The sequence below is a fragment of the Mycobacterium sp. SMC-19 genome (assembly GCF_045310815.1).
Classification (GTDB): domain Bacteria; phylum Actinomycetota; class Actinomycetes; order Mycobacteriales; family Mycobacteriaceae; genus Mycobacterium.
In genome coordinates, this window is the sequence record NZ_JBJIAM010000002.1 from 610,808 (window position 1) to 632,587 (window position 21,780).

A 21,780-nucleotide genomic window follows, 5' to 3' on the forward strand; every position below is an offset into this window, starting at 1 on the left:
CATGACGGACCGGGTGTCGGTGGGCGACTTGCAGGTCGCACGCGTGCTGTATGACTTCATCACCGACGAGGCGCTGCCGGGCACCGGTGTCGACCCCGACAGCTTCTGGGCCGGCGTGGACAAAGTCGTCACCGATCTGACGCCCAAGAACCAGGAGCTGCTTGCGCGTCGCGACGAGCTGCAGGCGCAGATCGACAAGTGGCACCGGCACCGGGTGATCGAGCCGCTGGACACCGAGGCTTACCGGGCCTTCCTCACCGAGATCGGCTACCTGCTGCCCGAACCCGAGGACTTCACCGTCAGCACGGCCGGTGTGGACGACGAGATCGCGGTGCAGGCCGGCCCGCAGCTGGTCGTCCCCGTGCTCAACGCCCGGTTCGCGCTCAACGCCGCCAACGCGCGCTGGGGCTCGCTGTACGACGCGCTCTACGGGACCGACGTGATCAGCGAGGACGACGGAGCCGAGAAGGGCACGTCGTACAACAAGGTGCGCGGCGACAAGGTGATCGCCTACGCCCGTAGGTTCCTCGACGACTCCGTGCCGCTGGCCAACGGCGCCTGGACCGAGGTCAAGAGCTTCGCGGTCACCGACGGCGCGCTGGTGGTCACGCTCGGCGACGGCCTCGAGACCGCAGTCGCCGCACCCGCGGAATTCGTCGGCTACACCGGCGAGGCCGCAGCGCCGTCGTCGGTGCTGCTGTCCCACCACGGCCTGCACGTCGAGATTCTGATCGACCCGGCCTCCCCGATCGGATCCACCGACGCCGCCGGCATCAAAGACGTGGTGCTCGAATCGGCGGTCACCACGATCATGGACTTCGAGGACTCGGTGGCCGCGGTCGACGCCGAGGACAAGGTGCTCGGGTACCGCAACTGGCTAGGACTGAATCGGGGCGACCTGTCCGAACAGGTCCGCAAGGGCGACAAGACCTTCACCCGCACCCTGGCCGCCGACCGTGAGTTCACCGCACCGGACGGGGGAACCCTGACCCTGCCGGGCCGCAGCCTGATGTTCGTCCGCAACGTGGGTCACCTGATGACCAACGATGCCATCGTCCGGAGCTCCGACGGCGCGGAAGACCGAGAGGTGTTCGAGGGCATCCAGGACGCGTTGTTCACCGGGCTGATCGCCGCGCACGGCCTGACCGCCTCCGACGACAACGGGCCGCTGGTCAACAGCCGCACCGGATCGATCTACATCGTCAAGCCCAAGATGCATGGCCCCGATGAGGTCGCCTTCACCGCCGAGCTGTTCAGCCGGGTCGAAGACGTCCTGGGCCTGCCGCAGAAGACCCTCAAGATCGGCATCATGGACGAGGAGCGGCGGACCACGGTCAACCTGCGGGCGTGCATCAAGGCCGCCGCCGACCGGGTGGTGTTCATCAACACCGGCTTCCTGGACCGCACCGGAGACGAGATCCACACGTCGATGGAGGCCGGGCCCATGGTCCGCAAGGCCAGCATGAAGTCGCAGCCGTGGATCCTGGCGTACGAGGACAACAACGTCGACGCGGGGTTGGCCACCGGCTTGACCGGCCACGCCCAGATCGGCAAGGGCATGTGGGCGATGACCGATCTGATGGCCGACATGGTCACCCAGAAGATCGGCCACCCGCGCTCGGGTGCCAGCACCGCGTGGGTGCCCTCTCCCACCGCCGCAACCCTGCACGCGATGCACTACCACCAGGTGGACGTCTTCGAGGTGCAGAAGGAACTGGCCGGAAAGCGGCGCGCCACAATCGATGCGCTGCTGACCATTCCGCTGTCCGAAGGCCTGGCCTGGGCGCCCGACGAGATCCGCGAGGAGGTCGACAACAACTGCCAGTCGATCCTCGGCTACGTGGTGCGCTGGATCGACCAGGGTGTGGGTTGTTCGAAGGTCCCCGACATCCACGACGTGGCGCTGATGGAAGACCGTGCCACGCTGCGGATCTCGTCTCAGCTGCTGGCAAACTGGCTGCGGCACGGGGTCATCACCGCCGACGACGTGCAGTCCAGCCTGGAGCGGATGGCCCCGGCAGTGGACCGCCAGAACGCCGGTGACGCGAGTTACCTGCCGATGGCACCCGACTTCGAATCCAGCATCGCGTTCGCGGCCGCCCGCGAGCTGATCCTGTCCGGGACCACCCAGCCCAACGGCTACACCGAGCCGATCCTGCACCGGCGTCGGCGGGAGTTCAAAGCCCAGGCCGGTATCTGATCCGGCGCAGATCTTCAGTGGACAACACCGTGGCCGGACAACTGACCAGTCGGAGAGGACGCACCCACCGTGGGTAGGCACAGTTTCCCCGGCCCGGACGATTCCGCAGATGAGCCGTTGGGGGGCGAGGAACCCGACGACAGCCACCTGTCCGGCGGACCCGAGCTCTTCGGCCTCGGCGACCCGGACGACGACGACTACGTCGACGACTATCACGACGCGTTCTACGACGAGACGTTCCCCGCCGGTGGTGACGCCGGATATGGCGAGCCACGATACGACGATGCAGGATACGACGATGCCGACCCGGCGCAGTACATGCGTCGCGGCGGTGAACCCGATGAGGAATCGCGTTACCGCACCGGTCCTTTCGGGGCCATCGGCGGCGTCAACGGGGAGTCATCGGTATCGGATCAAGACGAGCCGCGCGGTGGCCACCGCGATCTCGACCGGTGGCGCCGGCATCGCAACGACTCGGGGACGCGCGGTGTCAGCGTCGGCGTGGTCGCCGCACTTGTCACGGTGATCGTTGTGGTGGGTGCGGTGATCCTGTGGCGCTTCTTCGGCAATTCACTGTCACATCGTTCCGCCGACGCCGCAGGCAACTGCGCAGCCGGCGATCTGACGGTTGCCGTCGTGGCAGATCCATCGATCGCCGACCATGTGCAGGGTTTCGCCGACAGGTTCAACAAGACCGCGAAGCCCGTCGGCGATCGCTGCGTGTCGGTGCAGGTCAAGCCGGTCGATTCCGATGCTGTCGTCAGCGGTTTCATCGGCGACTGGCCGGCGCAACTCGGGCAGCGCCCGGCGCTGTGGATCCCTGGCAGTTCGGTCTCCACGGCTCGGCTGCAGGCCTCCGCGGGGGCGGAAACGGTCAGCGACAGTCGGTCGCTGGTCACCTCGCCGGTGTTGTTGGCGATTCGCCCCGAGCTCAAAAGCGCACTACAGAAGCAGAGTTGGGCGAGTCTGCCGGACCTGCAGACCGATCCTGACGGCCTGGGCCGGCTCGGGCTGGCCGGCTGGGGGCCGCTGCGGCTGGCGCTCCCGATCGGCGGTAACGCCGATGCCGCTTTCCTGGCCGGCGAGGCGGTGGCTGCGGGTGTCGCCCCCAAGGGCGCCCCGATCGTTGACGGGGTCGGCGGTGTACATCGGCTCGCGGGCGAGCAGCCGAAGCTCACCGATTCTTCGCTCGCCGAGGCCATGAACGTGCTTCTGCGCCAAGGAAATCTTGCCTCCGCACCGGTGCACGCGGTGGTGACCACCGAGCAGCAACTGTTCACCCGCGGCCAGTCGCTGTCGGACCCGGCGACAGAGCTGAGCTCCTGGCGGCCGCCGGGACCGGTGCCGGTCGCCGACTACCCCACCGTGCTGCTCGCCGGCTCCTGGTTGTCGCAGGAGCAGGTCAGCGCCGCCAGCGAGTTCGCCCGCTTCGCCCGCAAACCCGACCAGCTCTCCGAGTTGGCCAAAGCCGGATTCCGCGTTGAAGGCGTCGAACCGCCGAGCAGCGAGGTGACCGGTTTCCCGGCGGTGTCAGACACCCTGTCGGTCGACGACGATGCGACGCGCGCCGCCCTGGCGGGCGCCCTGACCACGTTGCCGGGCAGCGCGGCGGTCACGGTGATGCTCGACCAGTCGATGACCACCGACGAAGGCGGTAAGAGCCGGTTGGCCCATGTGATCGCCGCCCTGGATCAACGGATCAAGGCCCTGTCCCCGACTTCGTCTGTGGGCCTGTGGACCTTCGACGGCACCGAGGGCCGCAATGTGGTCACCGGGGGTCCGCTGGACGAGCCGCTCAACGGCGGGACCCGTGCGGAGACCTTGGTCAGCGAGCTCAACGAGCTGAGCTCGACGCCTGGCGGCGCGGTGTCGTTCACGACGTTGCGCCTGGTGTACAACCAGGCGTTGGCCAACTATCACCCCGGACAGGCCAATTCGGTACTGGTCATCACGGCGGGTCCGCATACCGACCGGACCTTGGACGGCACTGGGCTTCAGGATTTCATCCGGGCCAACATCGATCCGGAACGACCGGTGGCCGTCAACGTCATCGACTTCGGCGCGGACGCCGACCAAGCGACCTGGCAGTCGGTGGCGTCACTTTCCGGTGGCACGTACCAGAATCTGCGCGGGGCGAACTCCCCCGAACTGGCCGGCGCGCTGAATTCGCTGCTGAGCTGACGCACCCTGGGCCGGCGCCCTACCGCGCTACCCGCCCAGCGCGTCCAGGATCTGCTGCGGCACGGTGACCAGCAGTTCGGTGATCATCCCGCCGAACGAGCCGACACTGATGCTGGCCAGGTCCAGGTTGCCCAAGCCGAGATCGTCGAGCAGCTCACCCAGGTTCAGGTTCGACAGGTCACCGACCAAGTCGCCGAGGTTCAGCGGCAGGTTGTCCAGGCCCAGGCCGCTGATCAGGCCACCCAGGTCCAGGCCGTTCAACAGTCCGGTGACGTCGATTCCGAGCAGCCCGCCACCGAGTCCGCCCAGCAGGCCGCCCAGCGTCAGGTCACCGGTGGAGTCGGCGAAGCCGAGACCTTCCAGGATGCCGCCGATGGTGAGGTCGCCGGTCGGCAGCGAGACCCCGAGAGCGCCCAGCAGCGAGCTGACCGTCTCGTCGATGCTCTGACCGCCTAACAGGTCACCGAAGGTGACGGTGTTCAGCGCGTCGATCAGATTCTGCGGGGTAAGGACTACGGCACCGAGAACCTCTTGCAGAAGGGGACCGACCAACGGCAGGCCGTTGATGATGCCTGCCAGAACCGAGTTCAGGATGCCGGTGATATCGGTCAGCACACCTCCCGGCAGCCCGCCGACCAGCGATCCCAGCGAGGTATCGACCAGGCCGCCGAAGCCCAGATTCGTCAGTAATTGGGCCAGGCCGAGGTTGATCTCGGTGTTGATGCCGAACGCGTTCAGCACGTCGTCGAGGCTCAGGCTGTTCAGGTCGACGTCGGTGTCCAGGCCCAGCCCGCTCAGGATGCCGGTCAAGCTGAGGCTGCCCAGGCCGAGGTTGCCCAGGCCCAGAAAGTCCAGCAGTCCGCCCAGGTCGGTGACGTTGCTGCCCAGCTTCAGCAAGTCACCCAAACCGTCACCGCTGATCCCCAGCTGGGTGAGCAGTCCCCCCAGGGTCAGATCGCCCAGGCCGAGTTGGTCGATCAGGGCCGCGAGGTTGACGTTGGTCAGATCCAGGTTGCCCAGCCCCAGTGCGTCCAGCAGTTTGGTCAGGTTGAGGTCGACCTCCAGGTTCTGCTCCGGCGCCAGGATGCCGTTGAATGCCGGGATGTTGATGATGCCGCCGAGCAGACTCAGGTTGTCCTGGCCGTTCAGGTAGGCGTTGAGCACGGTGGCCGGCGCGTTGAGCAGCGCGGTGAAACCGGTCGCCGGGTCGCCCAGCTCGGCCATCACGCTGCTGAGCGCGTTCAGGGTCGCCGCCTGCGACCCCAGATTGGCGATCAGCAACTCCATTGCCGGCGCCAGTTGCACCGACACCGTCGCCGGCAGCGAGGTGATGTCGGTGTCCACCGTCGGGGTGAGGTCGGTGAAGGCACCGATCACGCCGAGCGGGTTGGTGAACATCGCGGTGAAGACCTGGAAGATCCCGGACCAATCGGCGTGCGCACTGATGTTCTGCACGTTGTCCCAGGTATTGGTGAACAACTCGGTGTAGGTGGTGGTCAGTGCAACGGCGGGTGCGCCGGCTGGTGAGAGCGCCGGCGCAGAAGACGGCGCCACCGGCACGACCGCGAGCATCCCGGCGCCCACGACGGCGACACCGGCTGTGAGGTACGGACGAAGAGTGAGGTGTTGCATGATCTCTCCTCATATGATGTTAATCACGATTCGGATGAGGTCAGCGTAAACCTATTTGAGGTCGAACTTGAGATTTCGCTGAATTTTCTCCGTATTGCGGGTGCGGCGTCCCACAGCACCCCGGCGCGCGAATTCGACCGATCTGAGGTGGCTACGAAGCGGACCTGGTGCCTAGCCGCCCAGCATGGCGAGCAGCTGCTGCGGCATGCTGACGAACAGTTCGGTGAACGTCCCACCGAAGGCGCCGACGCTGGCGCCGGCCAGATTCACTTGGCCCTGGGCGAAGCCCTCGAGCAGGTCGGCGAGGTAGGGGTTCACCCAGTTCCCGACCAGGTCGCCGAGGTTGAGCGACAAACCGTCGAGCCCCAGAAAGCCGACCAGGTCACTCACATCCAGACCGTTCAACAGCCAGGTGAGGTCCAGCCCGAGCGGACCATCGATCAGGACGTCGCCCAGCGCACCCCCGAGCCCACTGAGCACATCGCGCAGCGTCAGGTCGCCGACGGAATCGGTGAAGCCGAGGTCTACCAGGATGCCGCCGATGGTCAGGTTGCCGGCCGACAGCAACGCGCCGCCCACATTCCCCAGCAGTGAACTGACGCTGTCACCGAGCTGCAGGTCGCCCAGCAGATCGCCGACGGTGAAGGTGTTGAGCAGGGTTTCCAGGCCGCTGGCCCCCAGCAGGTCGCTCACCAGCCCAGTCAGCAGCGGCCCCACCAGGGGAACAGGGTCGAAGAGGTCGGCCGCGGTCGCGTGGAGCCACCCGAGAAGCTGGGTCAGCAGCCCGACTTCCGACAGCAGGCTGCCGAGGTGTTCGCCGGCGAGGTTGCCGTCGCCAAGGCCGACCAGAAGGTGGCCCAGCCCCAGCGGGATTGCGGCGTCGACCCCGAACGCGCTCAGCACGTCCGCGAGGCGGAAGTTGCCGAGTTCGAGGTCGAGGTCCAGATCCCGGTAGAAGTCGGTGTTGGGGCCTAGGTCACCCAGGAGGGCGGTCAGGCTGTAGCGGCTCAGACCCAAGTCGCCCAGGCCCACGAAGTCGAGCAACTCCCCCAGCGTGCTGACGTTGGTGGTCAGCTTCAGCAGATCCCCGACACCGTCGTCACTGAACCCCAGCCCGCTGAGCAGGCCCCCCAAGGTCAAGGTGCCGGAACGGATCTGGTCGATCACGCCGTCGAGGTTCAGGTTGCTCAGATCCGGAGTGCCCAACCCCAGCATCTCCAGCAGCCTGGACAAATTGAGGTCGATCTCCAGGCTCTGCTCGGGCGCCAGAACCCCGTTGAACGCCGGGATGCTGATGATGCCGCCCAGCAGGGACAGGTTGTGCTGGCCGTTGAGGTAGGCGTCAAGCAGGGTGGCCGGCGCGTTGAACAGCGCGGTGAATGCGGTCTTGGGATCGCCCAGGTCGTCGACCACGCCGAACAGCGCGTCCAGGGTCGCCACGTGCGATGTCAGACCCGCAATGAGCAATTCCAGCCCCGGCGACAGCTGCACCGCGACCGTGGCCGGCAGCGACGCGGTGTCGGTGTCCACGGCCAGCGTGAAGTTGCCGGCCGCTTCGATGACCCCGGCTGGATTGGCGAACAGGGCGGTCAACAACTGCGAGATCGCCGACCAGTCCGCGTTCGCGCTGATGCGCTCGATGTTGTCGCGCGTGTTGGCAAACAGGTCGCCGTAGGAGGTGGTCAGCGCCACGCCGGGCGAAATCACGCAGGCCCGCGGTGGCACCGTGACCGGGGCGACCGTGACCATCCCAGCGCTCACGAGGGCGATGCCGGCGGTGAGACAGGAGCGAGACTTGGGCTCCTGCACGAGTCCTCCTAGGCGCGAACCTCAACCATGAATTGGATAAGGGCGATCCTAGACTCTTTTTTGCTGCGGCTGAGACTTTGCTGTCTGTTTACCCAATGCGGGCGACTCAGCCGAAGGCCTCCACCGGCGGGCACGAGCAGACCAGGTTGCGGTCGCCGAACGCACCGTCGATCCGGCGCACCGGCGGCCACACCTTCGGTCGGAATCCGCGGCCCAGCGGATAGGCCGCCTGCTCCCGGGTGTAGGGGTGCTCCCACTTGTCGACCATCAGACACTCGGCCGTGTGCGGGGCCCCGCGCAGCGGGTTGTCCTCAACCGTCCATTCGCCGGAGCCGACCCGGTCGATCTCGCCGCGAATAGCGATCATCGCTTCGCAGAACGCATCGATCTCAGCCAGACTCTCGCTCTCGGTGGGCTCCACCATCAGAGTTCCGGCCACCGGGAAGCTCATGGTCGGTGCGTGGAAACCGTAGTCGGCCAACCGTTTTGCGACATCATCGACGGTAACGCCGGTGTTCTTGGTGATCTCCCGCAGGTCCAGGATGCATTCGTGGGCGACCATGCCGTTCTCACCGGTGTAGAGCACCGGGTAGTGCTCGTCCAGCCGGCGGGCGATGTAGTTCGCCGACGCGATCGCCGTCAGCGACGCCGCACGCAGACCGTCGGCACCCATCATCCGGATATAGGCCCAGGTGATCGGCAGGATCGACGCGGACCCATAGGGAGCGGCCGACACCGGATGCCCGCCGGGCAACTCGGCGGCCAGCGGGTGCCCGGGCAGGAACTCGGCCAGGTGCGCGCGCACCGCCACCGGCCCGACGCCGGGGCCGCCGCCCCCGTGCGGAATGCAGAAGGTCTTGTGCAGGTTCAGGTGGCTGACGTCTCCGCCGAACTTTCCGGGCCGAGCCAGGCCGACCAACGCGTTGAGGTTGGCTCCATCGACGTAGACCTGGCCGCCGGCGTCGTGCACGGAGGCGCAGATCTCGGCGATGTCGTGCTCATAGACGCCGTGCGTGGAGGGGTAGGTGATCATCAACGTCGACAACGCCGCAGCGTGCTGGTCGACCTTGGCGCGCAGATCGTCAAGGTCGACATCGCCGTTGTCCCGGCAGGCCACCACCACCACCCGCATTCCGGCCAGCGCCGCCGACGCGGCGTTGGTGCCGTGGGCGCTGGAGGGGATCAGGCAGATGTCGCGATGCGACTCACCGCGGCTGGCGTGGTAGGCGTGGATGGCCAGCAGACCCGCGTACTCCCCCTGCGAACCGGCATTGGGCTGCAGCGACACCGCGTCATACCCGGTGATCCCCGTCAGCCAGGTCTCCAACTGGGCGATCAGCGTCCGCAGTCCCACCGCGTCGCCGGCCGGGGCGAACGGGTGCTGGCGGGCGAACTCCGGCCAGGTGACCGACTCCATCTCGGCGGCGGCGTTGAGCTTCATCGTGCAGGAACCGAGCGGAATCATGCTGCGGTCCAAGGCAATGTCCTTGTCCGACAGCGTGCGCAGGTAGCGCATCATCGCGGTTTCGGTCCGGTAGCGGGTGAACGCCGGGTGCGTCAGGAATTCCGACGTGCGGGTGGCGATCGATGCGCCGGTGGGCTCGACCGCGGCCAACCCGAAGGCGTCCAGCACCGCCGCCACATGCGCGTCGGTGGTGGTCTCGTCGCAGGCCACCGAGACGTGGTCGGCGTCGACACGCCACAGGTTGATCCCCTTGGCCTTGGCCGCGGCGATGACCTCGTCAGCGCGGCCGGGCACCCGGGCCAGCACCGTGTCGAAATAGCGCTCGTGCACCAGCGCCTCGCCGAGTGCGGCGCCGAGCTTCTCGGCCTGGCCGTGCACACGCCGCGCGATGGCGGCCAAGCCGTCGGCACCGTGGTAGCTGGCGTACATCGCAGCCATCACGGCCAGCAGCACCTGCGCGGTACAGATGTTCGACGTGGCCTTGTCCCGGCGGATGTGCTGTTCGCGGGTTTGCAGCGCCAGCCGGAACGCCGCTGATCCATCGGCGTCCAGGGACACCCCGACCAGCCGGCCGGGCAGCTGGCGGGCATGGCCCGAGTGCACCGCCAGGTAGCCGGCGTGCGGGCCGCCGAAGCCCATCGCCACCCCGAACCGCTGGGCACTGCCGAACGTCACGTCGGCGCCGATCTCGCCGGGCGGGGTGAGCAGCGTGCATGCCAGCAGGTCCGCACCCACCGCCACCAGCGCACCACGCTCATGGGCGGTCTCGATCAGCTCGGACCAATCGGTGATCCGGCCCGAGGCGCCCGGCAACTGCACGATCACCCCGAAGAAGTCGCCGTCGGGAAGTCCTTCCCGCAGGTCGGCGGTGACGATCTCGATGCGCAGCGGCTCGGCCCGCGTAGCCAGCACCGCCGCGGTCTGGGCGAACAGATCGGAGTCGACCAGCAACCGATGCGAGGCGCCCCGCGTCGCGCGGTGCATCAACGTCATCGCTTCGGCGGCGGCGGTGCCCTCGTCGAGCATCGAGGCGTTGGCGATCTCACACCCGGTCAGATCGGCGATCATGGTCTGGAAGTTCAGCAGGGCCTCCAGCCGGCCCTGGCTGATTTCCGGCTGGTAGGGCGTGTACGCGGTGTACCACGCCGGGTTCTGCATGATGTTGCGCAGCAGCACCGGCGGGGTGAGCGTGTCGTAGTAGCCCTGGCCGATCATCGACACCGCGACGGTGCTGGCATCGGCCAGTTCGCGCAGTTCGCCCAGGGCCTGAGCCTCGGTAGCCGGAGCCGGAAGGACGTCGAGCCCCGGCGCGATGCCATCGGCATTCAGCGCGTCGAGGATGCCGGCGGGCACCGCCTTTGCCGCGAGATCCTCCAGCGACCCGACACCGATGGCGGCGAGCATCGTGCTGATCGCGGTGTTGTCGGGGCCGATATGCCGGTCAACAAAGCTGGATTCGGTGTGCTCGGACACGGGAACTCCTGGGCGCTAGACGACTGCGAGACGAATTCGTGTCCTCCCCCTCTGTCGTCTGCCCGGCCCGGGCGCCTGAGAGATTCGGCGCCGCGATGTCTGGGGCGCCTTTCCCCATGGGCGGGTGTTGCCCGACTGGGCGTCACCGCTTTCCAGAGGCATCAATGCCGGCGCGGTCCGGGTGCCTGAGAGGTTGACGGAGAGGTATTGCTCCTTCGGCGTCCGCGGCTGGCTGCCACGGAACTCTCCCGCGCAAGGCTGATGCGGACCCAATACTACCCGCCGAGCCTCGCTCCGCCGACGTCGAAGCCCGCTACCGCGCGCAGATTGGCCGCGCCGAACAGGTGAAAGACGCCGGGCGCCGGGTCAGCGAAGTGAATGGCTAAGACCGGATCGGATAAAAGCCGCGTGCCCCAACGGGTTTCGTTGGCTGCGAAGCCGCAGGAAGCCCTGGGAAGCCCTAGCCGGTCTTGCGGTCGCGGAACTTGCGGCGGCTGGCCAGCTCGTCTTCGGGCGCGGCGATCGACTCGCCGCCGTCGGCGCGCTCCCCGGGGAAGTCGGAGATCACGCCGGTCAACTCACGCATCGCGCCCGACACCGCGATGCCGAACACGCCCTGGCCGCCCTGCAGCAGGTCGACGACCTCTTCGGCCGAGGTGCATTCGTACACGGTGGTGCCGTCGGAGAACAGCGTGATGTTGGCCAGATCCTGGACACCGCGCTCACGAAGGTGATCCACGGCGATCCGGATGTTCTGCAGCGAGATACCGGTGTCCAAGAGTCGCTTCACGATCTTGAGCACCAGGACGTCTTTGAACGAGTACAGCCGCTGGCTGCCGGAGCCGGCCGCGCCCCGGATCGAAGGCACCACCAGCGAGGTCCGGGCCCAGTAGTCGAGCTGACGGTAGGTGATGCCGGCGATCTGGCAGGCGCTGGGGCCGCGGTAACCGACAAGCTCGTCCGGGACGGAGTCGTCGGGGAACAGTCCGCCCTGTACGGGTTGGCCGGCACTGGATGGGGCCGCAGGGACGTCACGGTCACCCTGGTCGGACTGACCCATGTAGTCCAGCTGATCCTGCCCCGGTTGGTCGCCCACGCTGCTTCCTCTCGCCGATCGCGCTCGTTGCCACTGGCTGGCCGGTGGCCGCGTTTGCTCTTGCCCGAGTTGGTCGTGAGCATACGCCGTCCGACGAGCTGCCGTGCAGTTGTTCCCGCCGTGGCTCAAGTATGGGGGCCCGGTTTTGCGCGTGTTGCTTTCGTTCGGGCGTGTCGCGCTGACCGCGAGAGATGAAACGGATCTGTGACGAGGCTGAGTCCGCCGCGCCGAGTCAGGTTGCTTTGAAATCGTCGGGCGACACGCTATCGAGGAATTCCTTGAACTTCTCCACCTCGTCTTCGCGCACCGCGCCGGCGGTCTCGTCGTCGGTCTCGTCGGGGATCAGCAGGCCCGCTTCGGCCAGCACCGCTTCCTCGACATAGATCGGCACCCCCACCCGCAGGGCGATGGCCACCGAGTCCGACGGGCGCGCCGACACCGTGATGTCGCGGTCGAAGATCAGGTCGGCGTAGAACGTGCCCTCCTGCAGATCGACGATTCGGACCTCCTTGAGCGAATGCCCGAGTGCGCCGATCAGGTCACGGATCAAGTCGTGGGTCAGGGGCCTGGCCGGCTCCACGCCCTGCTGCTCCAGGGCGATGGCGGCGGCTTCGGCCTGCCCGATCCAGATCGGGAGATATCGATCACCGTCGGCTTCACGCAGGAGCAGCACCGGCTGGTTCTGCGGCTGCTCGACGCGGATGCCGACCACGCGTACTTCACCCATCTCCAGTCAGCCCTCCGCGTTCGCTGCGTCCCAAAGTCCTTGTCGTCCCAGTATGACTCGCTGCGAAACCCTCGGTCGGACAACCGTATGCCGCGCAACTAGCCGCCGAGGCGAAGTCTAGTCCTCAGCCGTGCAGTACGTCGTGTACCGACGACTTGAGCAGCGCGGTGTGCAGCGCGATTGCCAGCGCCGCGACCTCGCGGGCCAAGTCGTCGGCCCGGTCACGTGCGCCCGCCTTGCCGCCCTTGACCAGCGGACCGGCGATCTGGGCGATCAGGTCGGATTGCCGGTCGGCCGCCGAGCGGAAAGCACGCAGGTGCCGCGGCTCGACGCCGTAGTCGGCCAGCCCCCGCGCGCACTGGACGATCACCACCGCGTGCTCGTCGAACAGCCCACCGGGCCCGGCGGTGATCACGCCCGATCGCACCAACGCCGTCACCAGGGCGTCGTCGCCGCCCGAGCGCGCCAGCAGATCCTCCCGGCTCAGCCGCACCTGCCGGGGCGGCGCAGGCAGCGCCGTCCCGTTATGGGCGGTGTCGCCGCCGGCTGAGACCAGCCGCGGCGTGGGATACGGCGACTCCGGTGAGGGCAGTGCGCCGTCCGGTTCGGCATCCAGCCGCGCCTTGATCACCTTCAGCGGCAGGTACTGGTCGCGTTGCGCGGTCAGCACGTAACGCAGCCGAGCGCAGTCGTACGCGCTGAATCGGCGGTAGCCCGACGCCGCCCGCTGCGGCATGACCAGCCCCTCGGTCTCCAGGAAGCGAATTTTGGAGACCGTGACGTCGGGAAAATCCGGCCGAAGCAGATCCAGCACCGCTCCGATTGACATCCCGGCCAGTTCAGGGCTGTCAGGCGCGGTCATTAGCTGCCCGGCCCGGCCTCTGCCTCACCCGTCTTCGGGCCGGTCAGGAACACCAGGCGGAACTTGCCTACCTGGACCTCGTCGCCATTGACCAGGACCGCCGAATCGACCGGCTCCCGGTTCACGTAGGTCCCGTTCAGGCTGCCCACGTCGACGACCTGAAACTCGTTGCCTTCCAGCCGGAACTCGGCGTGACGACGACTCACCGTGACGTCATCGAGGAAGATGTCGCTGTCGGGGTGCCGGCCAGCAGCGGTGACCGGTTGGTCGAGCAGGAACCGCGATCCGGCGTTGGGACCGCGCTTGACGACCAGCAGCGCCGATCCCACGGGCAGCCCCTCCACACCCGAGGTCAGGCTCTCGCCGCCCGCCTGCGCGGGAGCGTCGAGTTCGTTGAGGAAGTCGGCGCGGAAAACCGATGTGGTTTCCACGGTGACCTCGTCGCCTGCCTGGTCTTGCCCCGTCGCCGGGTCCTTCTCCGTCACCCGCTACTCCTCACTGGCCGCTGTTTTGCTACCTGGTCGCGCCTGCCGGACATGTGTTGCGCCCAACCCTGAATCGCTGAGTCGACCGTACCGCGCAGCGGTCCGTCATGTCCCCCGCACCGCGGGATCGTGTCGCCGGACACCCGGCGCGTCCCGGCAGGCAGGCTAACAATCGTCATTCCGACAACGTCGCCCGGTAGGCGTCGGCGGTCAACAGACCCGACAGACTCTGGTCCAGAGCCGCCGAATCCGCGTTGGCCACCTGAAGTTCCAGCAGCCAGCCGGCACCGTACGGGTCGGAGTTCACCAACTGCGGGTTCGCGTCCAGGTCGGCGTTGACCGCGCTCACCGACGCGGTGATGGGCGCGTAGAGGTCGGAGACGGACTTGGTCGACTCCACCTCGCCGAAGGCCTCGCCCGCGGTGACCCCGGTGCCCGCAGCGGGCAGTTGGACGAAGACCACGTCGCCCAGCGCCGCCTGCGCGAAGTCGGTGATACCCACCCGGACAGTGTCCGGGCCGGTGCGGCGAACCCACTCGTGCTCAGCGGTGTAGTACAGGTCGGATGGAACGTCGCTCACGGTGATCGTGCTCCTTGCGCTGTCGGGCTCACTTGACTGGCTGAGCGTATTGGCGTGGTTTCGGTTGCCGCAACACGGTCACCTCCACGCGGTCGGCCTGTTGCACCGCCATGGCGCCGCCGAGGCGTTTGACGCTGTCGACCGCCCCGCCGGGAATGTTCATCGCGGCCGCCAGAGTCGGGGGATCCCCAATCGCCAGAACCGAATACGGAGGCGTCAGCGCGGTGCCATCGAACTCCAGCGCGCCGGGCGTGCCGGCGACCCACGAGTCCACGCCGATGCGCACCGCCTTCGTGCCATCGCGGACTTCCATCGCCTCGGCGCCGGCCGCCCGCAGCTCGTTGATCACGTCGAGCATCGTCTCGGGTGCGACACCGCGGGCCGGATCCTCGACGGTGACCACCACGCCGGGGCCGACCGCACCCACGGTGCCGATCATGATCGCCAGGGCGGCGAGCCGCGCTTGGGCGTTCTCGATAGCGGCCTGGTCACTGCTGCCGGACTCCTGCAGTGCATTGAGCGTCTGCTGCAGTTCGGCGACTTCGGTGCCCAGCGTGGCCTCGCGTTGACGCAGTGAGTCCAGCAACACCAGCAGGTCGGCGGGCCGAGCCGTCTCCAGTGCGTCCTGGGAATCGTTCTGGCGAACCTGGGTGACAATCGCCACGCCCAACAACAGGCACAGCAGCATCCCCAGCACGCTGAACAACGGCCCGGAGCGGCCCCGCGGCGGCGGCACGCCGTCCTGCGGTGACGGCTGCGGCCGCTCGTGGCGGCCGTGCGACGCCGGGTCGGTGCTGCTCATGGGAGTCAGGCCCCGAACAGTCGTCGCCGCAGTGCCGCCGCGTTGCCGAAGATGCGGATGCCCAGCACCACGATGATCGCGGTCGAGAGCTGCGTGCCGACCCCCAGCTGGTCGCCGAGGTAGACCAGCAGTGCGGCCACCAGAACGTTGAACACGAACGACACGACGAACACCTTCGCGTCGAAGATCCGCTCCAGGTAGGCGCGCAAGCCACCGAACACGGCGTCCAGCGCCGCCACCACGGCGATCGGCAGATAGGGCTGAACCACCTCCGGCACGCTGGGATGAAACACCAGCCCCAGCACTATCCCGGCGATCAGCGCGGCGATACCGATCATTGCGAAACCACTCCAGCCTCCCGAACCGGACCCGTGCGGGTCGCAACGGCCACAACGGCCAAGCCGCGGCCCGCAGCGCAAGCTTGCGTCACGATGCCCCTATCTGTTTGGCAAACCGGACATCTCGCACCGAACCAGCCGGCAGCGTGATGTCGGCCGAGCCGCGGCCGTCGACGCGCACCACGACCCCGTAGGAGGCCTCCAGCAGCCGCAGCCGGTAAAGCCCCGGGCTGCGGTCGAAGGCATCGCGCAGCTGCTGTGGCGGCCCGATGGCCTGCAGCGCATAGGGACTGCTGATCGGCTTGTTGTCGACCAGGATGGCGCCACCGGCCTGCCGGATCGTGACGTTGGGGCCGATGCGGACGTCGCCGACGGCGATCGCCTCGGCCCCGCTGGCCCACAGCGAGTTGACCACCAGCTGCAGGTCGCGGTCCAAGATGATCTGCTGGCTGCCCGACACCCGTTGTTTGGACGCATCGGAGAGATTTCGCCCGGCGCCCGGATCGGTCACCGTGACGGTGACCCCGGGGCCGGCCACCCGGGTGCTGGCAGCCTCCAGGCTGAGCGCATCCAGGCCGGCCAGCACCCGCTGCCCCTGGGCGTCGTCGGCCAGCCGGTGCCGGCGCAGGTCGTCGACGCGGTTGGCGTACGTGTCACGTTTGTCAGCCAGCTTGCCGGTCACGGCTTCGGCCGATCGGACGTTCGTCGCCAGCACCTGTTGGGCGTCGTGCACCCCGGGCGCCACCGACCGCGCCTGCGCCACCGCCACGGCGAACACCGTCGCCACCAGCAGCGCCGCCACCGCCTCCCAGGCCCATCCCGCGACCCGGGTGGTGGCCGCGGGGGGCGCGGTCCGGCGTGCACGCCGGGCGGCCGCGGCGGCATAGCCCGGGTCGAGATGTTCGGAAAGCAGCGAACGCAGCAGCGACGGCACCGCGAACTTCCGTGGCCGGCCGGCCTGGTGGGCGCCCGCACCCTGGGAGTCGTATCCGCTCAGCGCGAAGAACGGTTCAGCCACCGGTCACCTTCGGCATCGTGCGGACCACCAGGGTCACGTGGATCAGATACAGCACGAACGCCCACAGGTACATACCCAAGCCCCAGAGCAGGAAACCCCAGCCGGCCGAGAGCACCACACGGCTCCACAGCTGGTCCCACTGCCCCAGCAGGATCAACGGAAACGCCGACATCAGCGCGAAGGTGCCCGCCTTGCCGATATAGGTCACCGGCAGCGCGGTCAGGCCCCGGCTACGCAGTGCAGGCAGCGTCGCGGCCAGCAGCAGGTCCCGGGCCAACAGCGTTGCGATGATCGCCCAGGGCACCAGTCCGCGCATCCCGAAGGCGACCGGAATGGTGATCATGTAGAGCCGGTCGATCGCCGGATCGAGCAGGGCGCCAAGCCTCGAATACTGGTTGAACAGCCGAGCCACTTTGCCGTCGGCCCAGTCCGAGGCGCCGCTGAGCATCAGAATCGCCACCGCCGGCCCGTCCGCCCGCGCGACCAGCAGCAGGTACAGAAAGACGCCGATCAGCCCGAGACGGGCCAGGCTGATGACGTTGGGCACCGTAAGCACCCGGTCTTGGACGCGGTCGGAGCCGGACCCGGCAGACATTCCGACCCCCTAGCGGAAGATCCCGGGCAGGCTCAGTGCGTCCATGCTGTCGTCACTCAGCGGGTTGTCCCGGACCATGTAGGTCCACGTCGAGGTGGGCCGCGCCAGCTTCGACAGGTCGATACCCGGCTCGGACTCGATCGAATCCGAGGTCTCCAGCGTCTGTTGGGAGGCCTCGATGGCGTCGGCGGCCAGCGAGGCGAACGCGTCGAGTGCCAACCGGTGGAATTCGTCGAGCGGGTTCTGCCGGCCCAGCGCACGCAGGTGGATGCTCTCCCTGATGTCGGCCAGGTACGCGAGGTGGTCGGCCCAGCCGCGGTCCAGGTGATAGAGCATGATCAGCCGGCAGATCTTCTCCAGCTTGGCTTCGCCGTCTTCCCCGTTCTGCCCCAGCTGCGCCTTCAACTCGGCGTAGCGCCTCGGGGTGAGCTCGGCCAGCTCCTCGCGAGCGGCCGGGGTGGACAGCAGCGTGTTGCGCCGCTCCACGATGATGGTGCGCTGCTGGGCGATCAGCTGGTTGTACCGCCAGGTGTTGGCGTGGATGTCGAGCAGCTTGCCCTCGGCGATGCGCTGCGCGTGGTCGAGCAACCCGGAGGCCTTGGGACTGAGGATCCGCGCGTCGTCGTCGGTCTCGGTCGGGAGCTTGTTGGCTTCCAGGTTGGTCGCGGCGACCTCGTCTTCCCAGCTGGAGAAGAACACCGACGACCCCGGGTCCCCCTGACGGCCGGCCCGGCCCCGCAGCTGATTGTCGAGGCGCTGGGTGTGCTGTCGGCCGGTACCGATCACGTGCAGCCCGCCCAGTTCGACGATCGCGTCGTGGTCGGCCTCTTCGGACCCGCCCAGGCGGATGTCGGTGCCGCGGCCGGCCATCTGGGTGGAGACGGTGACCACCCCGAGCTTGCCGGCCTCGGCGATCACCGTGGCCTCTTCGGCGTCGTTCTTGGCGTTGAGGACCACCGCCGGAACACCGCGCTTGCGCAGCCGCTCGTGCAGTTCCTCGGACTCGGCGACGTCGTGGGTGCCGACTAGCACCGGCTGTCCGGTGGCGTGCACCTCGACGATGTGGGCCACGATCGCGTCGTTCTTGGCCGCGGCGGTGATGTAGACCCGGTCCGCCTCGTCCTCGCGGATGTTGGGCATGTTCGGCGGGATCGGCGAGACCCCCAGCTGATAGAACTGCCGCAACTGTTCACCGGCCGCCAACGCCGTACCGGTCATGCCGCACACGGTCGGATACCGGTTGACCAGCGCCTGCACCGTGATGGTGTCGAGCACCTCACCGGTCTCGGTGGTCTCGATGCCTTCCTTGGCCTCCACCGCGGCCTGCAGGCCGTCCGGCCAGCGCTGCAGGGCGGCGATCCGGCCGCGCGAGGCATTGATCAACTGCACTTTGCCGTCGCGGACGATGTAGTGCACGTCGCGCTGCAACAGCACGTGTGCGTGCAGAGCGACATTGACCTCGGTCAGCGTGGAGACCACGTGCTCCTCGGAGTACAGGTCGATGCCACCGAGCGCCTTCTCGACTTTATTCGCCCCCACCTCGGTGAGGTGGATGTTGCGCCGGTCCTCGTCGGAGTCGTAGTCCACTCCGGGCTTGAGTCGTCCGACCAGCTCGACGATCTCCATCCGGGGCGTCTCCCGGTGGGTGGTGCCGGCCAGCACCAGCGGCACCAGCGCCTCGTCGACCAACACCGAGTCGGCCTCGTCGATCAGCGCCACGTCGGGGTTGGGCGAGACCAGGTCGTCGACATCGGTGACCAGCTGATCCCGCAGCACGTCGAAACCGATCTCGTTGATCGACGCGTAGGTGACGTCGCACTGGTAGGCCGCACGGCGCTCGGCCGCCGTGGAGTCTTCGGTGATCCACCCGACGGTGACCCCGAGCGCCTCCAGCAGGGGGCCCATCCACTCGGCGTCGCGGCGGGCCAGGTAGTCGTTGATGGTGACCACGTGCACGTGCCGGCCACCGATGGCGTAGCCCGCGGCGGCGATCGCGCCGGAGAGCGTCTTGCCCTCACCGGTGGCCATCTCGACCACATCGCCGGCCAACATCCGCAGCGCGCCCTGCAGCTGAACATCGAACGGGCGCTGCCCGATGCTGCGCTCGGCGGCCTCGCGGGCGATTGCCAAGAACTGCGGGATGTCCGAGGCGTCGGCCAGCTCCTTGAGTTTGAGCAGTTGCGCGGCTTTGCGCAGCTGCTCATCGTCGAGCCCGGCCGCCTTCTTGGCGTACTCGCCGGCGGCCGTGACCTCGGCCATCGAACGACTCTGGTTCTTCTCGGTGCTGGCGCCCAGCAGTTTCCAGAATTTCCCGCTGAGCCGACCCGATTTGGTTCGCGTTGCGGAGACAGTCTTGGAGGTGTTAGCCACAGCACAACGGTACGCGGTGGCCACCGCCTGCAAGCCGGGGGCACCATCGCGTCGGCGGGGTGACGGGCAAGGCTTATCCGGCGCGACGCCACACTGCTGCGGTAGGTTTCGCACGGGATTTCTCGATTCGGATACCGGCCGCGACGCGATTGCGGCGATAACGAACGGCAAGGAGACATCGGCAGTGGACTCGAAGCTGTTCAACCCATCCATCGACTGGGCGCACGCGCTGCCCGATTCCCTGGTGTGGATCGCCCTGGCCTGGACCATCAGCGCCGTCAGCGTGCTCGCTGTGGCCGCCCTGCTGCGGGTCAGCACCCGATGGGGACGCCAGTTCTGGGAGATCAGCGGCGCCTACTTCACCGGGCGGGAGAGCCTCCGCGTCTGGCTGATGCTGGGCGTGCTGCTGCTGTCGGTGATCACCGCCGTCCGGCTCAACGTGTTGTTCAGCTTCCAGGGCAACGACATGTACTCGTCGCTGCAGACCGCCTTCCAGGGCGCCGCCGGGGGCGACGAGGCCATCAAGCAGTCGGGCGTACACGGATTCTGGATGTCGATCGGCATCTTCAGCGTGATGGCCGTGCTGCACGTGGCACGGGTGATGCTCGACATCTATCTGACCCAGCACTTCATGGTGAACTGGCGCAGCTGGCTCACCGAGCGACTGACCGGGGACTGGTTGGACGGGCGGGCCTACTACCGGGCCCACTTCGTCAAGACACCGCTCGACCCGGCCGTCGGCGAAGCCATCGAAGGCGCGATCGACAACCCGGACCAGCGTATTCAGCAGGACATCGACATCTTCACCGCGGGCAACGGCGCCAACGTCAACGCACCGGCCAACGGCACCGGCAGCACGCTGTTGTTCGGCGCCGTGCAGTCCATGGTCACGGTGGTGTCGTTCACCGCCATCCTGTGGAACCTGTCGGGCACGCTGACCGTGTTCGGGTTCGACATTCCGCGGGCGATGTTCTTGATCGTGCTGGTCTACGTGGCCATCGCGACCGTCGTCGCGTTCTGGATCGGCCGTCCCCTGATCCGGTTGAGCTTCCGCAATGAGCTCACCAACGCCGCCTTCCGGTACGCGCTGGTGCGCGTGCGCGACGCCGCCGAATCGGTGGCGTTCTACCGGGGCGAGCTGGCCGAGCGGGTCCAGCTGCGGACGCGGTTCCGCGCGATCATCGCCAACTATCTGAAGTTCGTGAACCGGACCATCGGGTTCTCCGGCTGGAACCTGTCGGTCAGCCAGGCGATCGTGCCGCTGCCCTGGGTGATCCAGGCGCCACGGCTGTTCTCCGGGCAGATCATGTTCGGCGGGGTGGCGCAGACCGCCTCGGCGTTCGGCAACATCTCTGACTCACTGTCGTTCTTCCGCAACGCCTACGACAACTTCGCCGGCTACCGGGCCTCGATCATTCGTCTGCACGGGCTGGTGGAAGCCAACCGCGAGGCCCGGGACCTTCCCGAGCTGCTGGTCAAGCCCAGCCCGGACGGCACGGTGGCCCTCGAGGGTGTCGAGGTGCGCAACCCCGAGGGTGTCCCGCTGATCGAAGCGCTCGACGTGCAGCTGGGCATCGGTGACGCCCTGATGATCGCCGGACCGTCGGGCAGCGGCAAGACGACGCTGCTGCGCAGCCTGGCCCAGTTGTGGCCGTACGCGTCGGGAACCCTGCGGCGCCCCGATGCGGTCAACGCCACCATGTTCATCTCGCAGCTGCCCTACATCCCGCTGGGCGACCTGCGCGCGGTGGTTTCCTACCCGCTGTCGGTCGGCGAGGTCTCCGACGCCGAGATCACCGAGGCGTTGGTCAAGGTGTCACTGCCGAATCTTCTCGACCGGCTCGACGACGTCGAGGACTGGGCCAAGGTGCTCTCACCCGGTGAGCAGCAGCGCGTGGCATTCGCCCGAATCCTGTTGACCCAGCCCAAGGCCGCGTTCCTCGACGAGTCGACATCGGCCCTCGACGAGGGGCTGGAGCTGACGCTGTATCGGTTGCTGCGCTCCGAGCTGCCCGACACCATCCTGGTCAGCGTGAGCCACCGCCACACGGTCCGCCAGCACCACAAGCACGTGCTGGAGCTGCTCGGCCAGGGCCGCTGGGACCTCAGTCCGGTCTAGCCGCCGCCTCCCCCTTCGCCGAACGTGA

Annotated in this window: 16 protein-coding genes and 1 riboswitch; of the genes, 3 read left to right on the forward strand and 13 right to left on the reverse strand. The window is 67.7% G+C overall.

Annotated elements, in window-relative coordinates; genetic code table 11:
* Window position 1 precedes the first annotated feature (1 nt).
* Together ACJH5R_RS07020 and ACJH5R_RS07025 are read left to right on the forward strand one after the other, a co-directional pair.
* Window positions 2–2,200, forward strand: a complete 2,199-nt coding sequence (locus ACJH5R_RS07020; RefSeq protein WP_406781552.1) for a malate synthase G — start codon at window positions 2–4, stop codon at window positions 2,198–2,200.
* A gap of 69 nt (window positions 2,201–2,269) precedes the next feature.
* Window positions 2,270–4,381: a hypothetical protein gene (locus ACJH5R_RS07025; RefSeq protein ID WP_406781553.1), complete on the forward strand. Its 2,112-nt coding sequence runs from the start codon at window positions 2,270–2,272 to the stop codon at window positions 4,379–4,381.
* A gap of 27 nt (window positions 4,382–4,408) precedes the next feature.
* Here ACJH5R_RS07025 and ACJH5R_RS07030 read toward each other — a convergent pair whose 3' ends face one another.
* The 13 genes from ACJH5R_RS07030 to secA2 all read right to left on the reverse strand — a co-directional run bounded on the left by ACJH5R_RS07030 (window position 4,409) and on the right by secA2 (window position 19,633).
* Window positions 4,409–6,013 (reverse strand): hypothetical protein, encoded by a 1,605-nt coding sequence (locus ACJH5R_RS07030; RefSeq protein WP_406757158.1) that lies wholly within the window; start codon window positions 6,011–6,013, stop codon window positions 4,409–4,411.
* A gap of 171 nt (window positions 6,014–6,184) precedes the next feature.
* Window positions 6,185–7,774: a hypothetical protein gene (locus ACJH5R_RS07035; RefSeq protein WP_406757159.1), complete on the reverse strand. Its 1,590-nt coding sequence runs from the start codon at window positions 7,772–7,774 to the stop codon at window positions 6,185–6,187.
* A 154-nt stretch (window positions 7,775–7,928) separates the two neighbouring features.
* The gene (gcvP, locus tag ACJH5R_RS07040; protein WP_406781554.1) at window positions 7,929–10,760 is read right to left on the reverse strand and encodes an aminomethyl-transferring glycine dehydrogenase; all 2,832 of its coding nucleotides are present in this window, start codon (window positions 10,758–10,760) and stop codon (window positions 7,929–7,931) included.
* A gap of 163 nt (window positions 10,761–10,923) precedes the next feature.
* Window positions 10,924–11,021: riboswitch (glycine riboswitch) on the reverse strand.
* Window positions 11,022–11,220: 199 nt separating this feature from the next.
* On the reverse strand, window positions 11,221–11,856 hold the full coding sequence (locus tag ACJH5R_RS07045) for a MerR family transcriptional regulator (protein ID WP_406757161.1): 636 nt from the start codon (window positions 11,854–11,856) through the stop codon (window positions 11,221–11,223).
* A 232-nt stretch (window positions 11,857–12,088) separates the two neighbouring features.
* Window positions 12,089–12,583, reverse strand: coding sequence for a bifunctional nuclease family protein (locus ACJH5R_RS07050; protein WP_406757162.1), 495 nt, complete (start codon window positions 12,581–12,583; stop codon window positions 12,089–12,091).
* Between the two features lie 124 nt (window positions 12,584–12,707).
* On the reverse strand, window positions 12,708–13,445 hold the full coding sequence (locus ACJH5R_RS07055; RefSeq protein ID WP_406781555.1) for a MerR family transcriptional regulator: 738 nt from the start codon (window positions 13,443–13,445) through the stop codon (window positions 12,708–12,710).
* On the reverse strand, window positions 13,445–13,930 hold the full coding sequence (gene garA / locus ACJH5R_RS07060) for a glycogen accumulation regulator GarA (protein ID WP_406781556.1): 486 nt from the start codon (window positions 13,928–13,930) through the stop codon (window positions 13,445–13,447). Before garA ends, ACJH5R_RS07055 begins: the two co-directional genes overlap by 1 nt.
* 175 nt (window positions 13,931–14,105) lie before the next feature.
* Entirely contained in the window at window positions 14,106–14,510 is a 405-nt protein-coding gene (gene gcvH, locus ACJH5R_RS07065) for a glycine cleavage system protein GcvH (RefSeq protein ID WP_406757165.1), read from the reverse strand.
* Window positions 14,511–14,538: 28 nt separating this feature from the next.
* Window positions 14,539–15,312: a DUF881 domain-containing protein gene (locus tag ACJH5R_RS07070; protein ID WP_406757166.1), complete on the reverse strand. Its 774-nt coding sequence runs from the start codon at window positions 15,310–15,312 to the stop codon at window positions 14,539–14,541.
* A gap of 5 nt (window positions 15,313–15,317) precedes the next feature.
* Entirely contained in the window at window positions 15,318–15,650 is a 333-nt protein-coding gene (locus ACJH5R_RS07075) for a small basic family protein (protein WP_046189077.1), read from the reverse strand.
* 88 nt (window positions 15,651–15,738) lie between these two features.
* Window positions 15,739–16,668 (reverse strand): DUF881 domain-containing protein, encoded by a 930-nt coding sequence (locus tag ACJH5R_RS07080; protein WP_406757167.1) that lies wholly within the window; start codon window positions 16,666–16,668, stop codon window positions 15,739–15,741.
* Complete coding sequence (locus tag ACJH5R_RS07085; protein WP_406757168.1) at window positions 16,661–17,263, reverse strand: CDP-alcohol phosphatidyltransferase family protein; 603 nt, start codon at window positions 17,261–17,263, stop codon at window positions 16,661–16,663. The genes ACJH5R_RS07080 and ACJH5R_RS07085 overlap by 8 nt, the downstream gene beginning before the upstream one ends.
* Before the next feature lie 9 nt (window positions 17,264–17,272).
* Window positions 17,273–19,633: an accessory Sec system translocase SecA2 gene (secA2, locus tag ACJH5R_RS07090; RefSeq protein ID WP_406781557.1), complete on the reverse strand. Its 2,361-nt coding sequence runs from the start codon at window positions 19,631–19,633 to the stop codon at window positions 17,273–17,275.
* A 184-nt stretch (window positions 19,634–19,817) separates the two neighbouring features.
* Here secA2 and ACJH5R_RS07095 point away from each other — a divergent pair, with 184 nt between their 5' ends.
* Window positions 19,818–21,752: an ABC transporter ATP-binding protein/permease gene (locus ACJH5R_RS07095; protein WP_406757170.1), complete on the forward strand. Its 1,935-nt coding sequence runs from the start codon at window positions 19,818–19,820 to the stop codon at window positions 21,750–21,752.
* Window positions 21,753–21,780: the final 28 nt, after the last annotated feature.